Origin of the sequence: Pseudomonas sp. PS02303, from assembly GCF_029959925.1 — a bacterium.
Lineage (GTDB): Bacteria > Pseudomonadota > Gammaproteobacteria > Pseudomonadales > Pseudomonadaceae > Aquipseudomonas > Aquipseudomonas mandelii.
In genome coordinates, this window is sequence record NZ_JASCOM010000072.1 from 1 (window position 1) to 25,571 (window position 25,571).

The 25,571-nt window shown below is 60.4% G+C and carries 18 protein-coding genes; 15 read left to right on the forward strand and 3 right to left on the reverse strand.

Annotation, left to right across the window (positions count from 1 at the left end; translation table 11 throughout):
* The first annotated feature begins 111 nt into the window (after positions 1 to 111).
* From QMX98_RS17060 to QMX98_RS17070, 3 genes are all read left to right on the forward strand, one after another.
* Complete coding sequence (locus QMX98_RS17060; protein WP_154912924.1) at positions 112 to 588, forward strand: thioesterase family protein; 477 nt, start codon at positions 112 to 114, stop codon at positions 586 to 588.
* A 14-nt stretch (positions 589 to 602) separates the two neighbouring features.
* Positions 603 to 1,763 (forward strand): gamma-butyrobetaine dioxygenase, encoded by a 1,161-nt coding sequence (locus QMX98_RS17065; protein WP_282411123.1) that lies wholly within the window; start codon positions 603 to 605, stop codon positions 1,761 to 1,763.
* 371 nt (positions 1,764 to 2,134) lie between these two features.
* Positions 2,135 to 2,398: a hypothetical protein gene (locus tag QMX98_RS17070; protein ID WP_154912925.1), complete on the forward strand. Its 264-nt coding sequence runs from the start codon at positions 2,135 to 2,137 to the stop codon at positions 2,396 to 2,398.
* A 131-nt stretch (positions 2,399 to 2,529) separates the two neighbouring features.
* On the opposite strand, the gene QMX98_RS17075 is transcribed toward QMX98_RS17070, so the two are convergent.
* Positions 2,530 to 3,633: a GlxA family transcriptional regulator gene (locus QMX98_RS17075; protein ID WP_010466992.1), complete on the reverse strand. Its 1,104-nt coding sequence runs from the start codon at positions 3,631 to 3,633 to the stop codon at positions 2,530 to 2,532.
* A gap of 611 nt (positions 3,634 to 4,244) precedes the next feature.
* Positions 4,245 to 5,621, reverse strand: a complete 1,377-nt coding sequence (locus QMX98_RS17080) for an L-serine ammonia-lyase (protein WP_010466990.1) — start codon at positions 5,619 to 5,621, stop codon at positions 4,245 to 4,247.
* Between the two features lie 436 nt (positions 5,622 to 6,057).
* Between QMX98_RS17080 and QMX98_RS17085 the strand changes: the two genes are divergently transcribed.
* From QMX98_RS17085 to choV, 3 genes are all read left to right on the forward strand, one after another.
* Entirely contained in the window at positions 6,058 to 7,008 is a 951-nt protein-coding gene (locus QMX98_RS17085; RefSeq protein ID WP_010466989.1) for a choline ABC transporter substrate-binding protein, read from the forward strand.
* Positions 7,009 to 7,085: 77 nt separating this feature from the next.
* A complete protein-coding gene (choW, locus tag QMX98_RS17090) occupies positions 7,086 to 7,931 on the forward strand; it encodes a choline ABC transporter permease subunit (protein ID WP_010466987.1) in 846 nt (281 codons plus the stop codon).
* The gene (gene choV / locus QMX98_RS17095) at positions 7,928 to 9,106 is read left to right on the forward strand and encodes a choline ABC transporter ATP-binding protein (protein WP_010466986.1); all 1,179 of its coding nucleotides are present in this window, start codon (positions 7,928 to 7,930) and stop codon (positions 9,104 to 9,106) included. The genes choW and choV overlap by 4 nt, the downstream gene beginning before the upstream one ends.
* Before the next feature lie 254 nt (positions 9,107 to 9,360).
* Here choV and QMX98_RS17100 read toward each other — a convergent pair whose 3' ends face one another.
* Complete coding sequence (locus tag QMX98_RS17100) at positions 9,361 to 11,310, reverse strand: BCCT family transporter (protein ID WP_224795543.1); 1,950 nt, start codon at positions 11,308 to 11,310, stop codon at positions 9,361 to 9,363.
* Between the two features lie 378 nt (positions 11,311 to 11,688).
* Between QMX98_RS17100 and betI the strand changes: the two genes are divergently transcribed.
* From betI to yccS, 9 genes are all read left to right on the forward strand, one after another.
* Positions 11,689 to 12,282 (forward strand): transcriptional regulator BetI, encoded by a 594-nt coding sequence (gene betI, locus QMX98_RS17105; protein ID WP_010466984.1) that lies wholly within the window; start codon positions 11,689 to 11,691, stop codon positions 12,280 to 12,282.
* A 110-nt stretch (positions 12,283 to 12,392) separates the two neighbouring features.
* Positions 12,393 to 13,865: a betaine-aldehyde dehydrogenase gene (gene betB, locus QMX98_RS17110; RefSeq protein ID WP_010466983.1), complete on the forward strand. Its 1,473-nt coding sequence runs from the start codon at positions 12,393 to 12,395 to the stop codon at positions 13,863 to 13,865.
* 131 nt (positions 13,866 to 13,996) lie between these two features.
* Positions 13,997 to 15,700, forward strand: coding sequence for a choline dehydrogenase (gene betA, locus QMX98_RS17115; RefSeq protein WP_077747261.1), 1,704 nt, complete (start codon positions 13,997 to 13,999; stop codon positions 15,698 to 15,700).
* Between the two features lie 259 nt (positions 15,701 to 15,959).
* Entirely contained in the window at positions 15,960 to 17,402 is a 1,443-nt protein-coding gene (locus tag QMX98_RS17120; RefSeq protein ID WP_083375596.1) for a TldD/PmbA family protein, read from the forward strand.
* The gene (locus tag QMX98_RS17125; protein WP_282411124.1) at positions 17,402 to 18,739 is read left to right on the forward strand and encodes a TldD/PmbA family protein; all 1,338 of its coding nucleotides are present in this window, start codon (positions 17,402 to 17,404) and stop codon (positions 18,737 to 18,739) included. The genes QMX98_RS17120 and QMX98_RS17125 overlap by 1 nt, the downstream gene beginning before the upstream one ends.
* Before the next feature lie 140 nt (positions 18,740 to 18,879).
* Positions 18,880 to 20,307, forward strand: coding sequence for a multidrug transporter subunit MdtD (gene mdtD, locus QMX98_RS17130; RefSeq protein WP_010466979.1), 1,428 nt, complete (start codon positions 18,880 to 18,882; stop codon positions 20,305 to 20,307).
* A gap of 156 nt (positions 20,308 to 20,463) precedes the next feature.
* Positions 20,464 to 21,801, forward strand: coding sequence for an ATP-dependent RNA helicase DbpA (gene dbpA / locus QMX98_RS17135; RefSeq protein WP_229801809.1), 1,338 nt, complete (start codon positions 20,464 to 20,466; stop codon positions 21,799 to 21,801).
* A gap of 159 nt (positions 21,802 to 21,960) precedes the next feature.
* The gene (locus QMX98_RS17140; protein WP_282411125.1) at positions 21,961 to 23,139 is read left to right on the forward strand and encodes an NAD(P)/FAD-dependent oxidoreductase; all 1,179 of its coding nucleotides are present in this window, start codon (positions 21,961 to 21,963) and stop codon (positions 23,137 to 23,139) included.
* A 169-nt stretch (positions 23,140 to 23,308) separates the two neighbouring features.
* Complete coding sequence (gene yccS / locus QMX98_RS17145; RefSeq protein ID WP_282411126.1) at positions 23,309 to 25,492, forward strand: YccS family putative transporter; 2,184 nt, start codon at positions 23,309 to 23,311, stop codon at positions 25,490 to 25,492.
* Positions 25,493 to 25,571 lie beyond the last annotated feature (79 nt).

Below are 25,571 nucleotides of genomic sequence, written 5' to 3' on the forward strand. Positions count from 1 at the left end.
AGGCTTGCCCGCGAAGGCAATTTCCCTGCCGCAAGAGATCCGTCGAATGTACCGGCCTCTTCGCGGGCAAGCCTCGCTCCTACAGGCCTCAACCATTTCGGATGTGACGACATGCCCACCCTCACCACCTACCAAACCAAAATCATCCCCGACTGGGTCGACTACAACGGCCACCTGCGCGATGCCTTCTACCTGCTGATTTTCAGCTACGCCACCGACGCCCTGATGGATCGCCTGGGCATGGACAGCAACAACCGCGAAGCCAGCGGCAATTCGCTGTTCACCCTCGAACTGCACCTCAATTACCTGCATGAAGTGAAGCTCGACGCTGACGTCGAAGTGCGTACCCAAATCATCGGCCACGACAGCAAACGCCTGCACCTCTATCACAGCCTGCATCTGGTCGGCGACGACAAGGAACTGGCGGGCAACGAACAAATGCTGCTGCACGTCGACCTCGCCGGACCTCGCTCCGCACCGTTCAGCGAAGACACCTTGAGCAAGCTGCAAGCCATCGTCGCCGAGCAAACCGACCTGCCAACCCCCGCCTACATTGGCCGAGTGATCGCATTACCCCCTAAAAAATAACAAGGAGATCGCCATTGAACACCGCCGCTTTTGCCGACTTCCGTACCTACCCGTTGATCAGCGCGTTGTCCGCCGTGCAAACCCTGGCGGATCGAATTCAAGTGCAGTGGGCTGACGGCCGGGTCAGCCCCTTTCATCATCAATGGCTTCGAGATAACTGCCCGTGCCCGCAGTGCGTCTACACCGTGACCCGCGAGCAAGTGCTGGAAATCGTCGACGTCGCAGAGGACCTGGTGCCGACAGCGGCAAACGTCGACGCCGAAGGTTGCCTCAGCGTCGAATGGCAGGACGGCCACCTAAGCCGCTTCGACCCGGGCTGGCTGCGGGCTCACGCCTATGACGACGAGTCCCGCGCCGAACGCCGTGTCGGCAAAACAAAATCCAGGCTGTGGAAAAGCGACTTGCAGCTGCCGGCGTTCGAATACCAGGCGCTGATGAACGATAACGACGCCTTGCTGCAATGGCTGCTGGCGGTGCGCGATATCGGCCTGACTCAAGTGCGCGGCGTACCCACCGAACCCGGCTCACTTAAACTGATCGCCCAGCGGATTTCCTTCATCCGCGAGAGCAATTTCGGCGTGCTGTTCAACGTGCAATCCAAGGCCGATGCCGATAGCAACGCCTACACCGCCTTCAACCTGCCGCTGCATAGCGATTTGCCGACTCGAGAGTTGCAACCGGGGCTGCAATTTCTGCATTGCCTGGTGAATGACGCGGACGGTGGCGAGAGTATTTTTGTCGACGGCTTTGCCATAGCCCAAGCGTTGCGCGAGGAAGATCCCGAGTCGTTTAAAAGCCTCTGCGAAATCCCGGTGGAGTTCCGCAACAAAGATCGCCACAGCGACTACCGCCGTCTCGCGCCGATCATCGCGCTGGATGCCTTTGGGCTGGTGTCGGAAATCCGCATGGCGAACTTTCTACGCGGACCGTTTGATGCCTCGATCGAGGACATGCCCAAGCTGTACCGCGCTTATCGGCGGTTTATTGCGATGACCCGCGAAGCGCGATTCCGGGTGATGACGCGGCTCAATCCCGGTGAGCTGTGGTGCTTCGACAACCGCCGCACCCTTCATGCCCGCAATGCGTTTGATCCCGCCAGTGGCGCCCGTCATTTTCAAGGGTGCTATGTTGATCGGGATGAATTGTTGTCGCGGATCCTTGTGTTGCAACGCTAGACCGCGTCATCGTTCTTCGCGGGCAAGCCTCGCTCCTACAGGGGATCGCATATCCCCGTGGGAGTGAGCCTGCTCGCGATGTCGTCAGCCCGGACACCCCATCCCGCCCTGATTCACAGGCAAAAAAAACCCCGATCAAGCCGTGACAGGATCGGAGCTGAGGAGGGTACTGTTGAGGAGCCTTCGCGCGAGGGTGACCAAACCTTCGTGTTGCCAGCTGAATCCAGTGTGCCCACTCTCCCCTTTCGCAAGTTAGCCGAAAACGACCTGTTCATAGGTATCGCGGCCATTGCGACAAAACGTCCTTGCCGCCACCTCTTGCCCCGATGAGAATCGAATCACGACACCGTTCCCTGAAGAAGGATTGCGTCATGATGTACGCCGATTTGATTGACCAGGAAGACCTGTTGGGCCAGCTGAAATCGTTGGGTTTTCAAGTACCGAGCGGCTCTACAGCCGAGAAGGCTTGCGAATGCGCCGTGCGAGGTTTGAACGATGAGCGGGCGATGACACTGCGAACCATGGTCAAGCAGATGTACACCAGCAGTGCGACCATCCTGCCGGCCGTGCGCCAGGCGATCGACAAGCAATTGCTGCCGGCGCTGGCGGAGTATCAACAAAGCCGTAGCGCCTGAGTAGCGCCTCACCATGATCGTTCCCACGCGCTGCGTGGGAATGCAGCCCGGGACGCTCCGCGTCCCTGCCGAAGCGGACGCAGAGCGTCCATTGAGGCATTCCCACGCAGCGCATGGGAACGATCAGAGCATTAGAGCCTTACGCTGGCAAACGTCGACTCATTACGCGCCTGACTCAGCGCCGACAACGGCCCGGACAGCGGTGACAGCACCAGTGCTTGCGGCAACGGCATCATCGCCACCTGTTGCGTGGTGTTGGAACCTACGCGTTCGTCACGCGGCGGAATGCCGAAGTATTCGCGGTAGCACTTGGAGAAGTGCGGCGTGGACACGAAGCCGCAGACCGACGCCACTTCGATGATCGACATCGGCGTTTGCTTGAGCAGCTGCCGGGCACGGATCAGGCGCAGTTTGAGGTAGTAACGCGACGGCGAGCAGTGCAGGTATTTCTGGAACAGGCGCTCCAGCTGACGACGGGAAACAGCGACATACACCGCCAGTTCGTCGAGGTCGATCGGCTCTTCCAGGTTGGCTTCCATCAGCGCGACGATTTCCTGCAACTTCGGCTGGTTGGTGCCGAGCATGTGCTTGAGCGGCACGCGCTGGTGATCCTGCTCGTTGCGGATGCGTTCGTAGACGAACATTTCCGAGATCGCGGCCGACAGTTCACGACCGTGATCGCGGCTGATCAGGTGCAGCATCATGTCCAGCGGCGCTGTGCCGCCGGAGCTGGTGAAACGGTTACGGTCGAGGGTGAACAGGCGTGTGCTCATGGCTACACGGGGGAACGCTTCCTGCATCGCGGCCAGGCATTCCCAGTGCACGCTGCAATCAAAACCGTCAAGCAGGCCGGCGCACGCCAGGGCCCAGCTGCCGGTGCAGACCGCACCGAGACGGCGGGACTGACGCGCCTGGCTTTGCAGCCACGACACGTGCTCGCGGGTAACGGTGCGCTGGATGCCGATGCCGCCGCAGACAATGATGGTGTCCAGTGGGGGCGCTTTGTGCATGGAGCAGTCGGGGGTGATCTGCAGACCGTCACTGGCCCAGACCTGACCACCGTCGACGGTGAGCGTGGTCCAGCGATACAGCTCGCGGCCGGACAATTGGTTGGCCATGCGCAGGGGTTCTACTGCGGAGGCCAGAGAAATAAGCGTGAAATTGTCCAGCAGCAGAAAGCCGATGGATTGAGGCGCACGGTTCTGGGGTTGAGCCCCGGAGTTGAACGTCGTCATCGCGGTATCTCCTCACACAAAGCGGGTGATGGCCTCAGGCGGAGGCTCTTGTTATTGCCATCGTTCTCGCGTGGGAGACGGGCTTTGTAATGACAGAGCAATTGCCATGCCTAAAGTTGAATGGTCATTCAATAACTCCTGAAAACGACGTCGCGGTGTGTCTAAATAAGCCTTGCCGCGAGTGGGGGTTATAAGTGCCATTATCGGCGGGAGGCGCTCTGCCCCGTTGGGCTTGAGCAAATCGGTAGCACTTGTGGGAACAGGGCTACGGCGACTTATTGGAGAGTGTCACCACAAGCACAGGTGACAGGCGGTAATGGCCAGGTTGGATCCCTGTCCTGGGTGAAGCCGCTTATCTGTAAGCGACGCGCCAAAACGTGGCGCGTTTTAATTCCGGTGTTCACTTAGCGCGCAGTTTTGACTGGTCTTCTCTCGCAGATGACTTTTCTGTGGCGAGGGAGCTTGCTCCCGCTGGGGCGCGAAGCGGCCCTGAAAACTGCAAACGCGAACTTTCAGATATACCCGGTCGCGGGCTATTCGGCTGCTGCGCAGCCGAGCGGGAGCACGCTCCCTCGCCACAGATACTCATTTCACCAGAGAGTTAAGCGTTATCAGCACTCAACCGCGCTCACCGCCAACCCTCCCCGCGAAGTCTCTTTGTATTTGTCATGCATATCGGCGCCGGTATCACGCATGGTGCGGATCACCCGATCCAGCGAGATAAAGTGCTGACCATCCCCGCGCAGCGCCATCTGCGCCGCGTTGATGGCTTTCACCGCGGCAATCGCATTGCGCTCGATGCACGGCACTTGAACCAGCCCGCCCACCGGGTCGCAGGTCAGGCCGAGGTTGTGTTCCAGGCCGATTTCCGCCGCGTTGCACAACTGCTCCGGGGTCGCGCCAAGGATCTCTGCCAACCCGGCCGCAGCCATCGCGCAGGCTGAACCGACTTCGCCCTGACAACCGACCTCGGCCCCGGATATCGAAGCGTTCTTCTTGCACAGAATTCCCACCGCCGCAGCACTGAGGAAATAGTCGACCACGTTGGCGTCCGTCACCGCCTCGCTGAACTTCATAAAGTAGTGCAACACCGCCGGAATGATTCCCGCCGCACCGTTAGTCGGTGCCGTCACCATGCGCCCACCGGCAGCGTTCTCTTCGTTGACCGCCAGGGCGAACAGGTTGACCCATTCCATGGCGCTCAAGGTCGAGCCAATGACGTTGGGTTTGCCCAGCTCTTGCAGGCTGCGATGCAACTTGGCCGCACGACGGCGCACATTCAGGCCGCCAGGCAAGATGCCTTCGTGCTTGAGGCCCTGATCGACGCAATCCTGCATGGCGCGCCAGAGCTTCATCAGACCGCTGCGAATCTCTTCCTCGCTGCGCCAGACCTTCTCGTTAGCCATCATCAATTCGGCGACGCGAAGGTTGTGCTTCTGGCACAGGCTGAGCAGTTCGACAGCGCTGGAGAAATCGTAGGGCAACACGGTGCGATCCAGATCGACCACGCCGCTGGAAGCCTGCGCTTCATCCACGACAAAACCACCGCCGATGGAATAGTAGGTGTCGCGATGCAACTCACCGTGTTCGCCTTCAACGATCAGGGTCATGGCGTTGGGGTGGAACGGCAGGTTTTCGTCGATCAGGCGCATGTCGCGGGCCCAGATAAACGGCACCGACAAGCGACCGTCGAGCAACAGGGTGTGGGTCTCGCGCAAGGTTTCGATACGGATGCCGATTTGCGACGGATCAATCGCGTCCGGCCACTCGCCCATCAGGCCCATGATCACAGCGTTGTCGCTGCCGTGACCGATTCCGGTGGCCGATAACGAACCATAAAGCTGAACTTCAACGCGCCGCACTTGTTCCAAAAGACCCTGCTCACGCAAACCTTGCACGAACAGCGCGGCGGCCCGCATAGGTCCCACGGTGTGCGAACTGGAAGGGCCGATGCCGATTTTGAACAGGTCGAAAACACTGATAGCCATTACTGCCGAACTCCTGGATGTGCCAACTCCAGACGCAAAAGCGCCCAGTGACGGAGCTGCTACGCTCAAGCTGCAATCCGCCGAGATTGGCCGCATCATCAGGCTTTTTCCGTGTCGTTCGACGTCTCACACCGACGCACTCATGCTCACTAACGCCGCAGGCGTTTTACGCTTCGTTTTCGCCGTTTTTTTGCGGATCAGGGAGGCAAAGGGGGCTGAAAAAAGCTGTAAACGACGTCACCGACACTGGATGCGACCATCCCTGTACTGGTTACGACGCACCCTGTAGGCGTCAGATTTTCACTGGTACATGATCGTATCGACTCGATTGCAAGGCGCCGTGGTAGAGCTGTCTCCAAAACGCCATCCAACCGCAACCTATAAGTGCGGTGGTCCAGTCGGAACACTGCCAAAAAAAACACCAAGGAGTCCATCCATGAAAGGTTCCCCGTCGTTGTTGTTGGCCGCCATGCTGAGTCTGCCGTTACTGGCTCAAGCTGCAGAACCCGCTCAGTGCAGCACCGTAAACTTCTCCGATGTCGGCTGGACTGACATTACCGTCACCACCGCCACCACCAGCGTCGTTCTCGATGCCCTGGGCTACAAGACCAAAACCACGATGATTTCCGTTCCGGTGACCTACAAGTCCCTGGCCGACGGCAAGAACATGGACGTGTTCCTGGGCAACTGGATGCCGACCATGGAAAACGACATCAAGGCTTACCGTGATGCCGGTACCGTGGAGACCCTGCGCGCCAACCTCGAGAACGCAAAATACACCCTCGCCGTGCCCGAAGAGTTGTATAACAAGGGTCTGAAAGATTTTGCCGACATCGCCAAGTTCAAGAAAGAACTCGACGGCAAGATCTACGGCATCGAACCGGGCAACGACGGCAACCGCCTGATTCAGAGCATGATCGACAAGAACGCCTTCGGCCTGAAAGACGCCGGCTTCAAGGTGGTCGAGTCCAGCGAGGCAGGCATGCTCTCGCAAGTCGATCGCGCCCAGCGCCGCAACACCGCCGTGGTGTTCCTGGGCTGGGAACCGCACCCGATGAACACACGTTTCAAGATGAAGTACCTGACCGGCGGCGACGACTTCTTCGGCCCGAACTTCGGTCAGGCGACCATCTTCACCAACACCCGCAAGGGCTACGCGCAGGAATGCAGCAACGTCGGTCAGTTGCTGAAAAACCTGGTGTTCACCCTCGACATGGAAAGCACGCTGATGGGCAACGTCCTGGACGACAAAATGAAGCCTGACGCGGCCGCCAAGGCCTGGCTGAAAAAGAATCCACAGGTGCTCGATACCTGGCTCGCTGGCGTAACCACCATTGACGGTAAACCTGGCCTGGAAGCCGTGAAAGCCAAGCTCGCGCAGCCTTGATTTAGGAAGCATCGCTTACGCCGGGCGGGTTCGCTCGCCCGGGCTGTTTATTTCCTTGCATGCGGACGTTCACTACCATGCTGATTGATCAGAAAATACCTCTAGGCCAGTACATCGCGGGCTTCGTTGAATGGTTGACGCAACACGGCGCCAACACCTTCGACGCCATCGCCGTGTCACTGGAAACGATGATCCACGGCGTGACTTTCGCGCTGACCTGGTTCAACCCGCTGGCATTGATCGGCCTCATCGCACTACTGGCTCACTTCATTCAACGAAAGTGGGGGCTGACCGTTTTCGTCATTGCCTCCTTTCTGCTGATCCTCAACCTGGGGTACTGGCAGGAAACCATGGAAACCCTCGCCCAGGTGCTCTTCGCGACCCTGGTCTGCGTGGTCATCGGCGTACCGTTGGGTATCGTCGCCGCGCACAAACCGATGTTCTACACACTGATGCGGCCGGTGCTCGATCTGATGCAGACCGTACCGACGTTTGTGTACCTCATTCCTACCCTGACCCTCTTCGGGCTGGGCGTGGTCCCGGGTCTGATCTCCACGGTAGTGTTCGCGATTGCCGCGCCTATCCGCCTGACCTACCTGGGCATCCGTGATGTTCCCGCAGAACTGATGGACGCCGGCAAAGCCTTCGGCTGCTCGCGCCGCCAGTTACTCGCACGCATCGAACTGCCTTACGCCATGCCAAGCATCGCGGCCGGTATCACCCAGTGCATCATGCTGTCATTGTCGATGGTGGTGATTGCGGCTCTGGTGGGCGCCGACGGCTTGGGCAAACCTGTGGTCAACGCACTGAACACTGCTGATATCGCCCTGGGCTTCGAAGCCGGCCTGGCGATCGTACTGCTGGCGATCATGCTCGACCGTATCTGCAAACAACCCGACGCTAAAGCAGGGGGTGACGCATGAGCATTATTCGCTTCGAAGACGTCGACGTAATCTTCTCCAAAGATCCACGCGAGGCGCTCAAGCTCCTCGACCAAGGCATGACCCGCGACCAGATCCTGAAAAAAACCGGGCAGATCGTCGGCGTTGAAAAAGCCAGCCTGGACGTGGAAAAAGGCGAAATCTGCGTGCTGATGGGCCTGTCGGGCTCCGGCAAATCCAGCCTGCTGCGTTGCATCAACGGCCTCAACACCGTGAGCCGTGGCAAATTGTTCGTCGAGCACGAAGGCAAGCAGATCGATATCGCTTCCTGTACCCCGGCAGAACTGAAAATGATGCGCACCAAGCGCATCGCGATGGTGTTCCAGAAATTCGCCCTGATGCCGTGGCTGACGGTGCGCGAGAACATCAGTTTCGGTCTGGAAATGCAGGGTCGCCCGGAGAAAGAACGCCGCAAACTGGTGGACGACAAGCTTGAGCTGGTGGGCCTGACCCAGTGGCGCAACAAGAAGCCTGACGAACTCTCCGGCGGTATGCAGCAACGCGTGGGCCTGGCCCGTGCGCTGGCGATGGATGCGGACATTCTGCTGATGGACGAACCGTTCTCGGCGCTCGACCCGCTGATCCGCCAAGGTCTGCAGGACGAATTGCTGGAACTGCAAAGCAAGCTGAGCAAAACCATTGTGTTCGTGAGCCACGACCTCGATGAAGCCCTGAAGCTCGGCAGCCGTATCGCAATCATGAAAGACGGCCGAATCATCCAGTACAGCGTGCCGGAAGAGATCGTGCTCAACCCGGCGGACGACTATGTGCGGACCTTCGTCGCACACACCAACCCGCTGAACGTGCTGTGCGGGCGCAGCCTGATGCGCACCCTGGACAACTGCAAACGCATCAACGGTTCGGTGTGCCTCGATCCGGGCGGCGATTCATGGCTGGACCTGGCCGAAGGCAACACCATCAAAGGCGCCCGCCAGAACGGCGCGAGCCTGGATCTGCAGAACTGGATTCCAGGGCAAGCGGTTGAAGGCCTGGGTCGTCGGCCAACGCTGGTGGACTCGAACATCGGCATGCGCGATGCGCTGCAGATTCGTTATCAGACCGGCAACAAACTGGTGCTGCACGACAACAACAAAGTGGTCGGGATTCTGGGCGACAGCGAGCTGTATCACGCACTGCTCGGCAAGAACCTGGGTTAAGGCAACAGACACAAAAACGCCGCGAGAGGATCGCGGCGTTTTTGTTAGTGCAGATATTTGGCTTGGAATGCTGATAACTGTGGCGAGGGAGCTTGCTCCCGCTGGGTTGCGCAGCAACCCCAAAACAAGACACCACGGTCATTCAGAAAGACCGCGTTATCGTTAAATGCGACTGCTACGCAGTCGAGCGGGAGCAAGCTCCCTCGCCACAATGGATCTGCGGTGCAGCAACTTGCACCGCATGACCTCAAGTTTCAGCTATAGACACGGCCAAGGAGCTGCCGATGGCTTTCGAACTGATCGAGCACGTCACGGGTGATCTGATCCTGAGTGAAGCCCATCAAGTCGTAATCCTGGCTGCCGTTGTGCAGGTAAACCTCGGCGCGGTAATAGCGCGCACGCGGTTCGTCAGCGCTTTCGGCCGACACCGTTTCACTCGCCGCCGCCAGATAGCCATCCAGGCTCACTTCGTAGACAAAAGGGTTGCCCTCTTCCATCTCGATGCGCACACCCATGCAACGCTTGGACTTGCCCAGCAACGTTTGCACGTCCAGACCCTGGGCACGCAATTGCACGGCCGCATCTTCCAGCGCCGGGCTGACTTGCTTGTCCATGAAACGCTGAACGATCGACTGATTCGGTTGCAGGTCCAGCTGCGTCAAACGCTCGCTGAAACCACGGCGACCGCGTGCTGCGAGCTCCGCTTGCTCCTGTTCGATCTGCACGTCCTGGCGCATCGCCTTGTGCAGGCCAAACATGAAGAACACCAACACCACCGAGAACGGCAGACCGGCCAACACCACCATGGTTTGCATCGCTTCGAAGTTACCGGCGAACAGCAGGCCGATGGTCACCAGGGTGATCACCGCCGACCAGAAGATCCGCAACCAGTGCGGCGCATCTTCATCGACGTTACCGCCCTTGCAGGAAAGGTTGGCCATCATCACCGCGCCGGAATCCGCCGGGGTCAGGAACAGCACGAAACCGACGAAGATCGACACGCCGATCACAATCTTCGATGCCGGGTAATGCTCAAGCAATTGGTAGATCGCCATCGACGGCTGTTCGAGCGCCGTCTTTCCGAGCTCCACCGCCCCATGGTTCATCACCAGGTCCAGGGCCGAGTTACCGAAGATCGACAGCCACGCCAGGGTGAACCCCAACGGGATCAGCAGCACGCCGGCCACCAGTTCACGCACCGTGCGACCACGGGAAATACGCGCGATGAACATGCCGACGAATGGGGCCCAGGAAATCCACCAGGCCCAGTAGAACAGGGTCCACAGGCCCAGCCAGCGGTCGGACTTCTCACTGTCGCCTTCGTAGACGTAGAGGTCGAAAGTCTTCAGGACCACGCCGTTCAGGTAGTCGCCGACGTTCTGCACGAAGCCGTTCAACAGGTGCAAGGTCGGGCCGAACAGCAGCACGAAAATCAGCAGACCGCTGAACAGTACGATGTTCAGGTTCGACAGACGGCGAATGCCGTTTTCCACACCCGACACAGCCGCGATGGTCGCCACGGTGCTCATCACGATGATCACGATCAGCAGGTTGGTGTTGCTGTGTTCCATGCCGAACAGGTTTTCAAGGCCCGACGACACTTGCAGCGAACCAATCCCCAGGTTCGTCACCAGCCCCAGCAGGGTCACGAACATGCCGAAGCCGTCCACCGCGTGACCGGCCGCGCCTTTGACCCAACGCTCGCCCACCAGCGGGTACAACGCCGAACGCAACGCCAGCGGCTGGTTATGACGGTAGGCAAAGTACGCCACGGCCAGGCCGACCAAGGCGTAGATCGCCCAGCCATGCAGGCCCCAATGCAGGAATGTCAGCTGCACAGCCTGACGGGCGGCCATGTTGCTGGCAGCCACGCCTTCCGGCGGGTTGAAGTAATGGTCCAGCGGCTCGGAAGCACCGAAGTACAGCAGCGAAATGCCGATACCCGACGAGAACAGCATCCCCGCCCACGCGCCGTAGCTGAAGTCCGGGGTGTCGTCCTTGCTGCCCAGCTTGAGCTTGCCGTAGGACGAAAACGCCAGGCCGACGACAAATACCAGGTAGGCGGCGATCACCACCATGTAGTACCAGCCGAAGCTGCGGGACAACCAGGCCTGGGCGATGCCGAGCAATCTGCCGGCCTCTTGCGGGGCGATGATCAGAATGGCGGTCAACAACAGAATCAGCGCGGTAGAGGTGTAGAACACCCAACCGTTGACCGTCACCTTCTCGGGCGGGGTCTTTATTAGAGAGGCAGAACTCATGGCACAGATGCTCCAGGCAGTGCGAGAGAAGAACACAAGGCAACGCGGTACCCGACCAATCGGTTAGTTGGCAGCCGACCGACGGGTGATATAAAGACACCCCGAAAAAAGCCCGAAGCCCGGAACGCCAGTGCGTAGGGGTTTCGAGCCGTTTTGGATGTCGGTTTATCGTCATTTACACGTAGGAAAAATCTGTAAGCAGCGACGAATTGTCGCAGATCTTATTCTTTGTTGATTGAACGTTCAATCAAAACAAAATAGACTGGCCCTTAATCCGATAGACGTTTTACGTCCGCCGGAAGGCCTAAGGAGATGTGCAAGATGCCCAAGGTCGGTATGCAACCCATCCGCCGCCAGCAATTGATCGAAGCCACATTGCAGGCGGTTGATCAGGTCGGAATGGGGGACGCCAGCATTGCGCTGATCGCCCGTTTGGCCGGTGTCTCGAATGGCATCATCAGTCACTATTTTCAGGACAAGAACGGCCTGATTGCTGCCACGGCGCAGTACCTGATGAGTGTCCTGAGCGAGAACGTCACCGCGCGCCGTCAGGCGCTGGAGGACAGCAGCCCGCGGGCGCACCTCCAGGTGATCATCGAAGGCAACTTCGACGCCAGCCAGGTCAATGGCCCGGCAATGAAAACCTGGCTGGCCTTCTGGGCCACCAGCATGCACCACCCGTCTTTGCACAGGTTGCAGCGGATCAACGATCACCGCCTGTATTCCAACCTGTGCTGCCAGTTCCGCCGTGTATTGCCGCTCGATGACGCGCGCAGTGCAGCCCGTGGCCTGGCAGCCCTCATTGACGGTTTGTGGTTGCGCGGCGCGCTGTCGGGAGATGCTTTCGACACCGAGCAGGCGCACCGGATCGCTTACGAATACATGGACTTTCAACTGGCCAAGCAGGTGAGTTAGAGCACACATAAATCGCTCAACCCCTGAACTGCTGCTGATCGGTGTTGCCACAACCCTATGGCTTCACTCCAGTGGCCTACGCCAACCACTTATGCACTTGCGAGGACACTATGGCCCGTTTCGAACTGCAAAAACTTTACATCGATGGCGGTTACTCCGACGCCAGCAGCGACGCCACCTTCGAAGCCATCAACCCGGCTAACGGTGAAGTCCTCGCAACCGTACAGCGTGCGACCAAGGAAGACGTTGAGCGCGCGGTAGTCAGCGCCGAAAAGGGCCAGAAAATCTGGGCCGCAATGACCGCCATGGAGCGTTCGCGCATCCTGCGTCGTGCCGTTGACATCCTGCGCGAGCGCAACGATGAGCTGGCCGCCCTGGAAACCCTGGACACCGGCAAGTCGTTCTCCGAAACCAAGTATGTCGACATCGTCACCGGTGCCGACGTGCTGGAGTACTACGCAGGCCTGGTGCCCGCCATCGAAGGCGAGCAGATCCCGCTGCGTACCACGTCGTTCGTCTACACCCGTCGCGAGCCGCTGGGTGTCGTCGCCGGCATCGGCGCGTGGAACTACCCGATCCAGATCGCCCTGTGGAAATCCGCGCCAGCCCTGGCGGCCGGTAACGCGATGATCTTCAAGCCAAGCGAAGTCACTTCCCTGACCACGCTGAAACTGGCCGAGATCTACACCGAGGCAGGCCTGCCAGCCGGCGTGTTCAACGTGTTGACCGGCAGCGGCCGTGAAGTCGGCACCTGGTTGACCGAGCACCCACGCATCGAAAAAATCTCCTTCACCGGCGGCACCGACACCGGCAAGAAGGTCATGGCCAGCGCTTCCGCTTCGTCGCTGAAAGACGTGACCATGGAACTGGGCGGCAAATCCCCGCTGATCATCTTCGACGACGCCGACCTCGATCGCGCCGCCGACACCGCGATGATGGCCAACTTCTACAGTTCCGGTCAGGTCTGCACCAACGGCACTCGCGTGTTCGTGCCGACTCACCTGAAAGCCGCTTTCGAAGCGAAGATCGCTGAGCGCGTTGCCCGCATCCGCATCGGCAACCCGGAAGACGAGAACACCAACTTCGGCCCGCTGGTCAGCTTCGCCCACATGGAAAGCGTGCTGGGTTACATCGCCAAAGGTAAGGAAGAAGGTGCTCGCGTTCTGTGCGGCGGCAATCGTCTGACCGAAGGCGAATTCGCCAAAGGCGCGTTCGTGGCCCCGACCGTGTTCACCGACTGCACCGACGAGATGACCATCGTTCGCGAAGAAATCTTCGGCCCGGTGATGGCGATCCTGACCTACGACACCGAAGAAGAAGTGATCCGTCGTGCCAACGACACCGACTTCGGCCTGGCCGCCGGCATCGTCACCAAGGACCTGAACCGCGCTCACCGCGTGATTCATCAACTGGAAGCCGGTATCTGCTGGATCAACGCCTGGGGCGAGTCCGACGCGAAGATGCCGGTCGGCGGCTACAAGCAGTCCGGTGTTGGTCGTGAAAACGGGATCAGCTCTCTCAATAACTTCACGCGCATCAAGTCCGTGCAAGTCGAACTGGGTGAGTACGTTTCGGTATTTTGATTAGCTGATCCAGCGACAAGCGGCAAGCTTCAAGCTGCAAGTAAAAGCAGTTTGGTTTGCCGCTCCATCTCAACACCGCTCGCTGCTCTCTTGCAGCTTGAAGCTTGAAGCTTGAAACTCCCGGAGGGCCTATGTCCCAAGAATTCGATTACATCATCATCGGTGCCGGCTCGGCCGGTAACACCCTGGCGACCCGTCTGACTGAAGACGAAGGCGTCACCGTCCTGCTGCTCGAAGCAGGCGGCCCGGACTACCGTCTGGACTTCCGCACGCAAATGCCGGCCGCCCTGGCGTTTCCGCTGCAAGGCCGTCGCTACAACTGGGCCTACGAAACCGATCCAGAGCCACACATGGACGGTCGCAAGATGGAATGCGGTCGCGGCAAGGGCCTCGGCGGTTCCTCGCTGATCAACGGCATGTGCTACATCCGCGGCAACGCGATGGACTACGACAACTGGGCCAAGCTTCCAGGTCTTGAAGACTGGGACTACCTGAACTGCCTGCCGTACTTCCGCAAGGCTGAAACCCGCGACATCGGCCCGAACGACTACCACGGTGGCGACGGTCCGGTCAGCGTGACCACGCCGAAAGCCGGCAACAACCCGCTGTTCCACGCGATGGTTGAAGCAGGCGTACAGGCCGGTTACCCGCGCACCGAAGATCTCAACGGTTACCAGCAAGAAGGCTTCGGCCCGATGGACCGCACCGTGACGCCGAACGGCCGCCGCGCCAGCACCGCTCGCGGTTACCTGGACATCGCCAAGAAGCGTTCGACCCTGACCATCGTCACCCACGCCCTGACCGACAAGATCCTGTTCGAAGGCAAGCGTGCCGTTGGCGTGCGTTACCTGATCGGGGCCGCTGAAGAGCGCGTTGAGGCCCGTGCCCGCAAAGAAGTGCTGCTGTGCTCCGGCGCCATCGCGTCGCCGCAGATTCTGCAACGCTCCGGCGTCGGCCCGGCTGAACTGCTGAACAAGCTCGACATCCCGGTGGTCCATGACCTGCCCGGCGTCGGCGAAAACCTGCAGGATCACCTCGAGTTGTACCTGCAATACGCCTGCACCCAACCGGTCTCGCTGTACCCGTCGCTGCTCTGGTACAACCAGCCGGCCATCGGTGCCGAATGGCTGTTCAACGGCACCGGCATCGGCGCCAGCAACCAGTTCGAAGCGGGCGGTTTCATCCGTACCCGCGAAGAATTCGATTGGCCGAACATCCAGTACCACTTCCTGCCGGTCGCGATTAACTACAACGGCAGCAACGGTGTGAAAGAGCACGGTTTCCAGGCGCACATGGGTTCCATGCGTTCGCCGAGTCGTGGTCGCATCCAGGCCAAGTCCAAGGATCCGCGCGAGTACCCGAGCATCCTGTTCAACTACATGGCCACCGAGCAGGACTGGCAGGAATTCCGCGACGGCATTCGCCTGACCCGTGAAATCATGCAACAGCCCGCACTGGACGCTTTCCGTGGTCGCGAAATCAGCCCGGGCATCGACGTGCAAACCGATGAGCAGCTCGACAAGTTCATCCGCGAACACGCCGAAACCGCGTTCCATCCTTCCTGCTCGTGCAAGATGGGCACCGACGAGATGGCCGTGGTCGATGGCGAAGGTCGAGTGCATGGCCTGCAAGCCCTGCGTGTGGTTGATGCCTCGATCATGCCGATCATCACCACCGGCAACCTGAACGCACCAACGATCATGATCGCCGAGAAAATCGCCGACAAGATCCGTGGTCGCCAGCCGTTGCCGCGCAGCAAGGCCGATTACTACGTGGCCGGCGATGCGCCGGTGCGTGGCAAGCCGTTGCGGGAAGTGAGCCTTACCGCTCAGTAAGACTTAATACCGAGGTGCGCCCTTCGCGGGCAAACCTCGCGTCTACAAGGGAACGCGATTACTTGTAGGAGCGAGGCTTGCTCGCGAAGGCGCCCGACCAAGCAACACATCTCTAACTGACACATACCGGTAATCCCTTCCTACACCGCTCCACCCTTGATCCTACCCCCCGCCCAGGCCTAATCTAGCGCCACGCAAACGTTTCACCCCCCCTTCGCAACACCGCTGCACAGCCACTCCAGACCAAGGAGGTTCCCGAATGTTCGATTTCCACCCCCAGCTCAAGCAGCGCTTCGCTGCCTTGCGCACGGGCGCTGAATTCTTTTCGCTGCGTTATGTACGCGAGTCCGGCCAGTACCTGTCGGTGCGCAAGAATGTCGCAGAACCTCCGAGCCTGAGCCGTGACGAAGGCGCGATGCTGACCGTGCGTGTCAACGGCGTCGAAGCCTACGCCGCGACCAACGACCTGTCGCAACAAGGCCTGCAAGCCGCACTGGAGAAGGCCGAGCAACAAGCCCGCCGACTCAAGCCCCACGCCCTGCTCGATCTGAGCGCACAGGTGGTCTCCAGCGACCGCGCCGACTACTTTTCGCCGAACCTCGACCAGCCCTTCCCTTCCCTGAGCGATTGCTACCAACTGCTCGGCGCCGAATCCGCATCCGTGCCCAAGGACGAGCGACTGGTGAACTGGGAAGTGAGCATCGGCATCACCCATGTCGAACAGATCTACCTCAGCAACGCCGGTGCCGAACTGCGCCAGGCCCAGCGGTTCGTCTACCCGAGCCTGGAAGTCACGGCCTACGACGGCAACGACAGCCAGACCCGAACCCTGGGCCGCGAGAACTTCGGTCAACAGGGCGGTTTTGATGTGATCAGCCGCTGCGGCCTGGTCGGCGCCGGTCCGAAAATCGCCGATCAGGCGCTGCAATTGCTGCTGGCGCCGAACACCCCGAAAGGCCCGCGTGACCTGCTGCTGATGCCGGACCAGATGATGCTGCAAATCCACGAATCGATTGGCCACCCATTGGAACTGGACCGCATCCTCGGTGACGAGCGCAATTACGCCGGCACCAGTTTCGTCAAGGCAGAAGACTTCGGCAGCCTGCAGTACGGCTCGAAACTGCTGAACGTGACCTTCGACCCGGAGATTCCCGAACAGCTGGCCAGCTATGGCCATGACGACGACGGCACTGCTGCCAGCAAACAATTCCTGATTAAAGAAGGCTTGCTGCTGCGCCCATTGGGCGGCGCGCTGTCGCAGTTTCGCGCGGGCATGGATGGCGTGGCCAACAGCCGCGCCTGCAGCTGGAACCGTCCGCCGATCGATCGCATGGCCAACCTGAACATCGAGGCCGGCGATCAACCGCTGGAGCAAATGATCGGCAACATCGAGCACGGCATCTTGATGAGCACCAACCGGTCCTGGTCCATCGACGATGCCCGCAACAAATTCCAGTTCGGCTGTGAATGGGGCCAACTGATCGAAAACGGCGAACTCAAAGGCGTGGTCAAGAACCCGAACTACCGGGCGATTTCCGCGCAGTTCTGGAAAAACCTCAGCGCCGTTGGCGATGCCAACTCCGTCAAGGTCCTGGGCACGCCGAACTGCGGCAAGGGCGAACCGAACCAGGTGATCCGCGTCGGCCATGCCTCGCCGGCCTGTGTGTTCAGCAACGTTGATGTGTTTGGGGGGGATGCCTGATGAGTACTTCAAAAAGTCAGGCCGATGCGTTCAAGGCCTTGGTCAATTGGCTGCGTGATGCGATTCGCGAGCCGGAACAGTTCACTCTAAGTTACGCCGCCGAATCCTCGGCCTTCGTGCGCTTCAACCACGCCAAGGTGCGTCAGGCCGGCCAGGTGCAGCAGGCGAGCGTCGGTTTCAAGCTGATCAACGAGGGTCGGCATGCTGACCTCAACATCACGCTGGCCGGCGATCAGGAAGTCGACCTTCAGCGCTTGGCCGAAGGTCTGCAACAGTTGCGCGAAACCTTGCCGCTGCTGCCGCAGGATCCCTACCTGCTGCTCAACCACAACAGTTGGCAGAGCAAGAACGTGCAGGAGCATCCGCTGCCGGACACCGAGCAGGTCGTGGCCGAAATCACCCAGGCCGCCGAGGGGCTGGATCTGGTCGGCTTCTACGCCGCCGGCCCGATCAGTCGTGGTTTCGCCAGTTCTTCGGGGGCGCTTGGCTGGCATCAGGCCAACAGCTTCAACTTTGATTTCAGTCTGGTCCATGAAAACGGCCAAGCGGTGAAAGCCAGTTACGCCGGGCACGACTGGAACAGCGAAGGTTTTGCCAAGCGCTTTGCGCAGGCGCGTGAGCAGTTGGCATTCCTCGGCAGACCGCAACGCACCCTGGCGCCCGGTCAGTACCGCGCCTATCTGGCACCGGCAGCCCTGGGAGAAATAATGGACATGCTGGGCTGGGGCGGTTTCTCGGCACAGTCGATTGCCACCAAAAGCAGCCCGTTGCAGAAGCTGTATGCGGGCGACAGTGCGTTCAGCCCGTTGGTGTCGGTTGATGAAAAGGTCAGCGGTTCGTTGAGCCCGGCGTTCTCGGGCGAAGGTTATCCGCGCAGCGATCTTGGCTTGATCGTCGAAGGCAAGGCGGGCGCGCAGATGGTCAGTTCACGCAGTGCCGCCGAATACGGCCTGACCGCCAATGGCGCCAGCGGCGGTGAAATGCCGAGTGCTGTGAACATGGCCGCCGGTACGCTGCCCGATGCAGAGATTCTCAAGCAACTGGGCACCGGTCTGTACATCAGCAACCTCTGGTACCTGAACTACTCGGACCAACCGGCGGCACGCCTGACCGGCATGACGCGATTCGCGACGTTCTGGGTCGAGAACGGCGAGATTCAGGCGCCGGTGAGCACCATGCGCTTTGATGACAGTGCTTACAGTCTGCTTGGTTCCCAACTGGAAGCGTTGACCGTGGAGCGTGAGCTTATGTTGTCGGCCAGCACCTACAGCCAGCGGGCCACAGCCTCGGCGTTGTTGCCGGGGGCGCTGATCAGCAAGCTGACCTTGACCCTCTGACACCGATCGTGCCCACGCTCTGCGTGGGAATGCCTCAATGGACGCTACGCGTCCGCTTCGGCAGGGACGCGGACCGTCCCGGACTGCATTCCCACGCGGAGCGTGGGAACGATCATTAACTCCGACTCACACGAGGTCCCATGCCCAACCGCCCGCCTCTCGACGCTGTCACCGCCCGCTGGGTGCCGTGGGTCGTCGCCATCGCCTTCTTCATGCAATCCCTCGACGGGACCATCCTCAACACCGCCCTGCCCGCCATGGCCCGGGATCTGGCCGAAGATCCGCTGCGCATGCAGGGCGTGATCATTGCCTACATGCTCACCGTCGCGCTGCTGATTCCTGCCTCGGGCTGGATCGCCGACCGCTTCGGCACCAAGAAAATCTTCTTCGGCGCAATCCTGCTGTTCAGCCTCGGCTCATTGCTCTGCGCCTTGTCGAGCACCCTGAGCATGCTGATCGGTGCCCGAGTGATACAAGGCCTGGGCGGTGCGTTGATGCTGCCGGTCGGGCGGCTGGTGGTGCTGCGCGCCTATCCGCGCTCGGAGCTGGTGCGGATCATGGGCTTCATCACCATTCCCGGCCTGCTCGGCCCGTTGATAGGCCCGACCATGGGCGGCTGGATGGTCGAATACCTGACCTGGCACTGGATCTTCCTGATCAACCTGCCGGTGGGCGCCATCGGCTGCTACGCCGTGTGGAAGTTCATTCCCGACCTGCGCGGCACTGAACGCACGCGTTTCGACAGCCTGGGCTTTTTGCTGTTCGGCGCGGCGATGATTCTGATCACCATCGCCATGGAAGGCCTCGGTGAACTGCACCTGCCGCACTTGCGGGTGATGTTGCTGCTGTTCGGCGGCATGGCGTGTCTGGCGGCGTATTGGCTGCGCGCCGGGCACATCGATAATCCGCTGTTCGCGCCGTCGCTGTTCAAGACCCGGACGTTTGCCGTGGGCATCCTCGGCAACCTGTTCGCCCGCCTGGGCAGCGGCGCCCTGCCGTTCCTCGTGCCGTTGTTGCTGCAAGTGGCGCTGGGTTATTCGCCGTCACAAGCCGGGATGAGCATGTTGCCGCTGGCCGCTGCGGCGATGGTCGCCAAATCGGTGGCGCGTCCGCTGATTGAGCGCCTGGGCTATCGCATCGTGCTCACCGGCAACACCCTGGCGCTGGGGCTGATGCTGGCGAGCATGGGCCTGGTCAGCGAGCAGACGCCGTACTGGCTGCTGCTGGGGATGCTGGCGATTCTCGGCGCGATCAACTCCTTGCAGTTCACCGCGATGAACACCGTGACCCTGATCGACCTCGACGACGCCAGCGCCAGCAGCGGCAACAGCCTGCTGTCGGTGGTCGCGCAATTGTCCCTGAGCCTTGGCGTTGCCTGTGCCGGCGCGTTGCTCGGCGGCTTTACCGCAGAGATCGGCAACGATGGCGTGGACACGGTGCTGGGTGCGTTCCAGCTGACGTTTGTGACGGTCGGAATCATGGCGATGCTGGCCGCGACGATCTTCTCCCAGCTCTCAAAGGAAGACGGACGGCGCGTCAGAAGCCCGGAAGAACACATAGAGCCTTAGTTTCCAGACGATAAGTGCCTGCGCTCGGCGACTTCTCGTCTGGAAACTACGGGCGAATGGCCATGGGACTGATACACTGCGCGACATTTTGTTTTGCAGGCCAGTCCCGTGACCACCATTGCCACCGCTTTTAATACTTTGCCGCTATCCGCCGCCATGCTGGCTAACCTCGACTCTTTGGGTTATGCCGAGATGACGCCGATCCAGGCGCAAAGCTTGCCGGTGATCCTCAAGGGGATGGACCTGATCGCCCAGGCCAAGACCGGTAGCGGCAAGACCGCCGCCTTCGGTGTCGGCCTGCTGAACCCGATCAATCCGCGCTTCTTCGGTTGCCAGGCGCTGGTCATCTGCCCGACTCGCGAGTTGGCCGACCAGGTCGCCAAGGAAATCCGTCGCCTGGCCCGCGCCGAAGACAACATCAAGGTCCTGACCCTGTGCGGCGGCGTGGCTTTCGGCCCACAGATCGGCTCGCTGGAGCACGGTGCCCACATCATCGTCGGCACCCCTGGTCGGATTCAGCAGCACCTGCGCAAGGGTTCGCTGATTCTCCATGGCCTGAACACGCTGATCCTCGATGAAGCCGACCGCATGCTCGACATGGGTTTCTACGATTCCATCGAAGAAATCATCGCCCAGAGCCCTGAACGTCGCCAGACCCTGCTGTTCTCCGCCACCTATCCGACGGGCATCAAGCAATTGGCGGCGAAATTCATGCGTAACCCGCAGATCGTGAAGGCCGAAGCGTTCCACGACGACACGCAGATTGAGCAGCGTTTCTACGAAATCTCCCCGGAAGAGCGCATGGACGCGGTGGTCAAAGTCCTCGCGCATCACCGTCCGGCGTCCTGCGTCGCCTTCTGCTTCACCAAGCAGCAGGTTCAGGAAACCGTCGATCACCTGACCTCCAAAGGCATCTCCGCCGTCGGCCTGCACGGCGATCTGGAACAGCGTGACCGTGACCAGGTGCTGGCCATGTTCGCCAACCGCAGTACTTCGGTACTGGTCGCCACCGACGTCGCCGCGCGCGGTCTGGACATCGATGCGCTGGACATGGTGATCAACGTCGAGCTGGCCCGCGACTCGGAAATCCACATTCACCGTGTCGGCCGTACCGGTCGTGCTGGCGAGAAAGGCATTGCGATCAGCCTGGTCGCGCCGTCCGAAGCGCACCGCGCCCAGGCCATCGAGCTCCTGCAGAAGTCGCCGTTGAGCTGGGATCAGCTGGACAACCTCAAATCCCAGGGCGGCGCACCGCTGCTGCCGGTGATGAGCACGCTGGTCATCGGCGCAGGCCGTAAAGACAAAGTGCGTCCGGGCGACATTCTGGGTGCACTGACGGGCGATGCCGGTATTCCGGGCGCTCAGGTCGGCAAGATCGCGATTTTCGACTTCCAGGCATATGTGGCTGTTGAACGCGGGATAGCCAAGCAAGCCTTGCAGCGTCTGAACGACGGCAAGATCAAAGGCCGTTCGTTGCGCGTTCGTATCCTCTAAGAACGCCGCAACTCCCCCCTGCCTGATCGTTCCCACGCTCCGCGTGGGAATGCATCCCGTGACGCTCCGCGTCACAGAGCGGACGCAGAGCGTCCATGGCGGCATTCCCACGCAGAGCGTGGGAACGATCAATATAAGCTCCTGTGTGAGGACACCGTTTTGCGCTCTACCGAAGTCGTGATCATTGGCGCTGGCGCCGCAGGGTTGATGTGTGCGCTGACCGCCGCCGGACGTGGGCGCAAGGTGATGTTGCTGGACCATGCGAACAAGGCCGGCAAGAAAATCCTGATGTCGGGCGGTGGCCGCTGCAATTTCACCAACATGTACACCGAACCGGGCAATTTCCTCTCGCAAAACGAACACTTCTGCAAATCCGCATTGGCGCGCTACACCCAGTGGGATTTCATCGGCATGGTCGCCAAGCACGGCGTGCCGTATCACGAGAAGAAACTCGGCCAACTGTTCTGCGATAACAAATCCAGCGACATCCTTGAGATGCTCCTCACCGAATGCGATCAGGTCGGCGTCAGGCTGCACCTGGACACCTCGATCCAGACCATCGAGAAGCTCGAAAGCGGTTACTTGCTCGACACGACGCTCGGTCAACTGACCTGTGAATCCCTGGTCATCGCCACGGGTGGTCTGTCGATTCCGACCCTGGGCGCCACCGGTTTCGGTTATCAGGTCGCCAAGCAGTTCGGTCACGACCTGCTACCGACCCGTGCCGGCCTGGTGCCGTTCACCATCACCGATCAGCTCAAGGAACTGTGCACCGAGCTGTCCGGCACATCGGTGGATTGCCTGGTGAGCTGCAACGACCAGAGCTTTCGCGAGAACATCCTGTTCACCCATCGCGGCCTCAGTGGCCCGGCGATTTTGCAGATTTCCTCGTTCTGGGAATCCGGCGACACGGTCGAGATCAACTTGATGCCGGACCACGACGTGCCGAGCTGGCTGCAACAGCAGCAAGCCGAACGCCCGAACAGCGAACTGAAAACCCTGCTCGGTGAAATCTTCACCAAGAAGATGGCCAACTTGCTGGCGGACAACTGGTTCGTCTCCAAACCGATGAAGCAATACACCCACGCGGAAATCGCCGACATCGCCGAAAAACTGGCGAGCTGGAAAGTGGTTCCTGCCGGCACCGAGGGCTATCGCACTGCGGAAGTGACTTTGGGCGGTGTCGACACTCATGAAGTGTCATCCAAGACCATGGAATCGCTGAAAAGCCCTGGCCTGTATTTCATTGGTGAAGTGCTCGACGTCACCGGACACCTGGGCGGCTTCAACTTCCAATGGGCCTGGGCCTCGGGTTATGCCGCCGCGCAGTACGTCTGATACACCGCGTCATCGTTTTTCGCGGGCAAGTCGGATCGCGAAGGCGTCCGAACAGGCAACACTGAACAATCAAGGAACAGATTTTGCTGTCAGATGTGATCGGCGCCATTGCGTCGGCGTCATTACTGGCTCAATTTAGCGGCATTGCCTCGGAAGGCCTTCGCACTTCATGTCATCGACCTCATTTCGTCAGTCGCTGCGCCGTCTCTGGGCGCTGGATAAATTCAGCTACAGCGTGCGGGTGTTCATCGCCCTGACCGGCAGCATGGCCGTCTGTTGGTATCAGGATGAAATGGGGCTGCTGATCCCGTTGTTCCTGGGGATCATCGCCAGCGCCCTGGCCGAGACCGACGACAGTTGGCAGGGCCGCCTCAACGCGCTGGCCGTGACGCTGGTGTGCTTCAGCGTCGCCGCCCTCTCCGTCGAATTGCTGTTCCCCTACCCCATCGTTTTTGTCATCGCCCTGGCCCTCGCCAGTTTCGGCCTGACCATGCTCGGCGCCCTCGGCGAACGCTATGGCGCGATTGCCTCGGCGACGTTGATTCTGTCGGTCTACACCATGATCGGCGTGGATCAGCGCGGCGGCGCGGTCACCGATTTCTGGCACGAACCGGTGCTGCTGGTGGCCGGCGCCGCCTGGTACGGCTTGCTCTCGGTGCTGTGGCAGGCGATGTTTTCCAACCAGCCGGTGCAGCAGAGCCTGGCTCGGTTGTTCCGTGAACTGGGCTTTTACTTGAAGCTGAAATCGTCGCTGTTCGAGCCGATTCGGCAGATGGACGTGGAAGCACGCCGACTGGAACTGGCGCAGCAAAACGGTCGAGTTGTCGCGGCACTCAACGCTGCCAAGGAAATTATCCTGCACCGGGTCGGCAATGGACGACCGGGCTCGAAAGTCAGCCGCTACCTCAAGCTGTACTTCCTCGCTCAGGACATCCACGAGCGCGCCAGTTCTTCGCACTACCCTTACAACGCGCTGGCCGAGGCGTTCTTTCACAGCGACGTGCTGTTCCGTTGCCAGCGTCTGCTACGCCAGCAAGGCAAAGCCTGCCGGGCGCTGGCGGAATCGATCCAGATGCGCCAGCCGTTCATCTATGACGCCAGCTTCGCCGAAGCGTTGAGCGACCTGCACGCCTCCATCGAACACTTGCGCATCCAGAGCAACCCGGCCTGGCGCGGTCTGTTGCGCTCTCTGCGGGCATTGGCCGCCAACCTCGGCACCCTCGACCGTTTGCTCAGCGACGCCAGCAACCCCGACGCCCTGGCCGACGCCACCGACAGCAGCCTGCTCGACCGCTCGCCGCGCAACCTCAAGGATGTATGGATTCGCTTGCGCACGCAGCTGACGCCGACCTCGCTGCTGTTCCGCCATGCACTGCGCCTGCCCCTGGCCTTGAGCATCGGCTACGGCATGGTGCACTTGATTCACCCCTCGCAAGGTTACTGGATCATCCTCACCACGCTGTTTGTCTGCCAGCCAAACTACGGCGCCACTCGACGCAAACTGGGCCAACGGATCATCGGCACCGCGATTGGCCTGACGGTGGCCTGGGCGCTGTTCGATCTGTTCCCCAATCCGCTGGTCCAGTCGTGCTTCGCGATCGCAGCCGGAGTGGTGTTCTTTATCAACCGCACCACGCGCTACACATTGGCGACCGCCGCGATTACCTTGATGGTGCTGTTCTGCTTCAATCAGGTCGGTGATGGTTACGGGCTGTTCCTGCCGCGGCTGTTCGACACCTTGCTCGGCAGCTTGATCGCCGGGCTCGCGGTGTTCCTGTTCCTGCCGGACTGGCAGGGCCGACGCCTGAACAAAGTGCTGGCCAATACCCTGACCTGCAACAGCATTTACCTGCGCCAGATCATGCAGCAATACGCCGCCGGCAAAAGCGACGACCTGGCCTATCGCCTGGCGCGACGCAATGCGCACAACGCTGATGCGGCATTGTCGACGACGCTGGCCAACATGCTCATGGAGCCAGGGCATTTCCGTAAGGAAGCGGATGTCGGGTTTCGCTTCCTGGTGCTGTCGCACACGTTGCTCAGCTACTTGTCGGGATTGGGTGCGCACCGTGAAACCCAGTTACCGGCGGATGTTCGCGAGCATTTGATCGACGGCGCGGGCGTGAGCCTGGCGGCCAGCATCGACGAGATCGCCCAAGGGTTGGCGAGCAAACAGCCAATTGCGATTCAGAGCGATGACGAAGAGGCGCTGGCCAATGAGTTGGAGCAAATGCCGGATGAGATCGATGAAGGGCAGCGGCTGGTACAGACGCAGTTGGCGTTGATCTGCCGGCAGTTGGGGCCGTTGCGGACGTTGGCGGCGCATCTGATCAAGGACACCAGTGAAGCCTGAGATCTGTAGTGACAGGCCGGGGCCCATCGCGAGCAGGCTCGCTCCCACAGATTCGGTGCAAATCCTGTGGGAGCGAGCC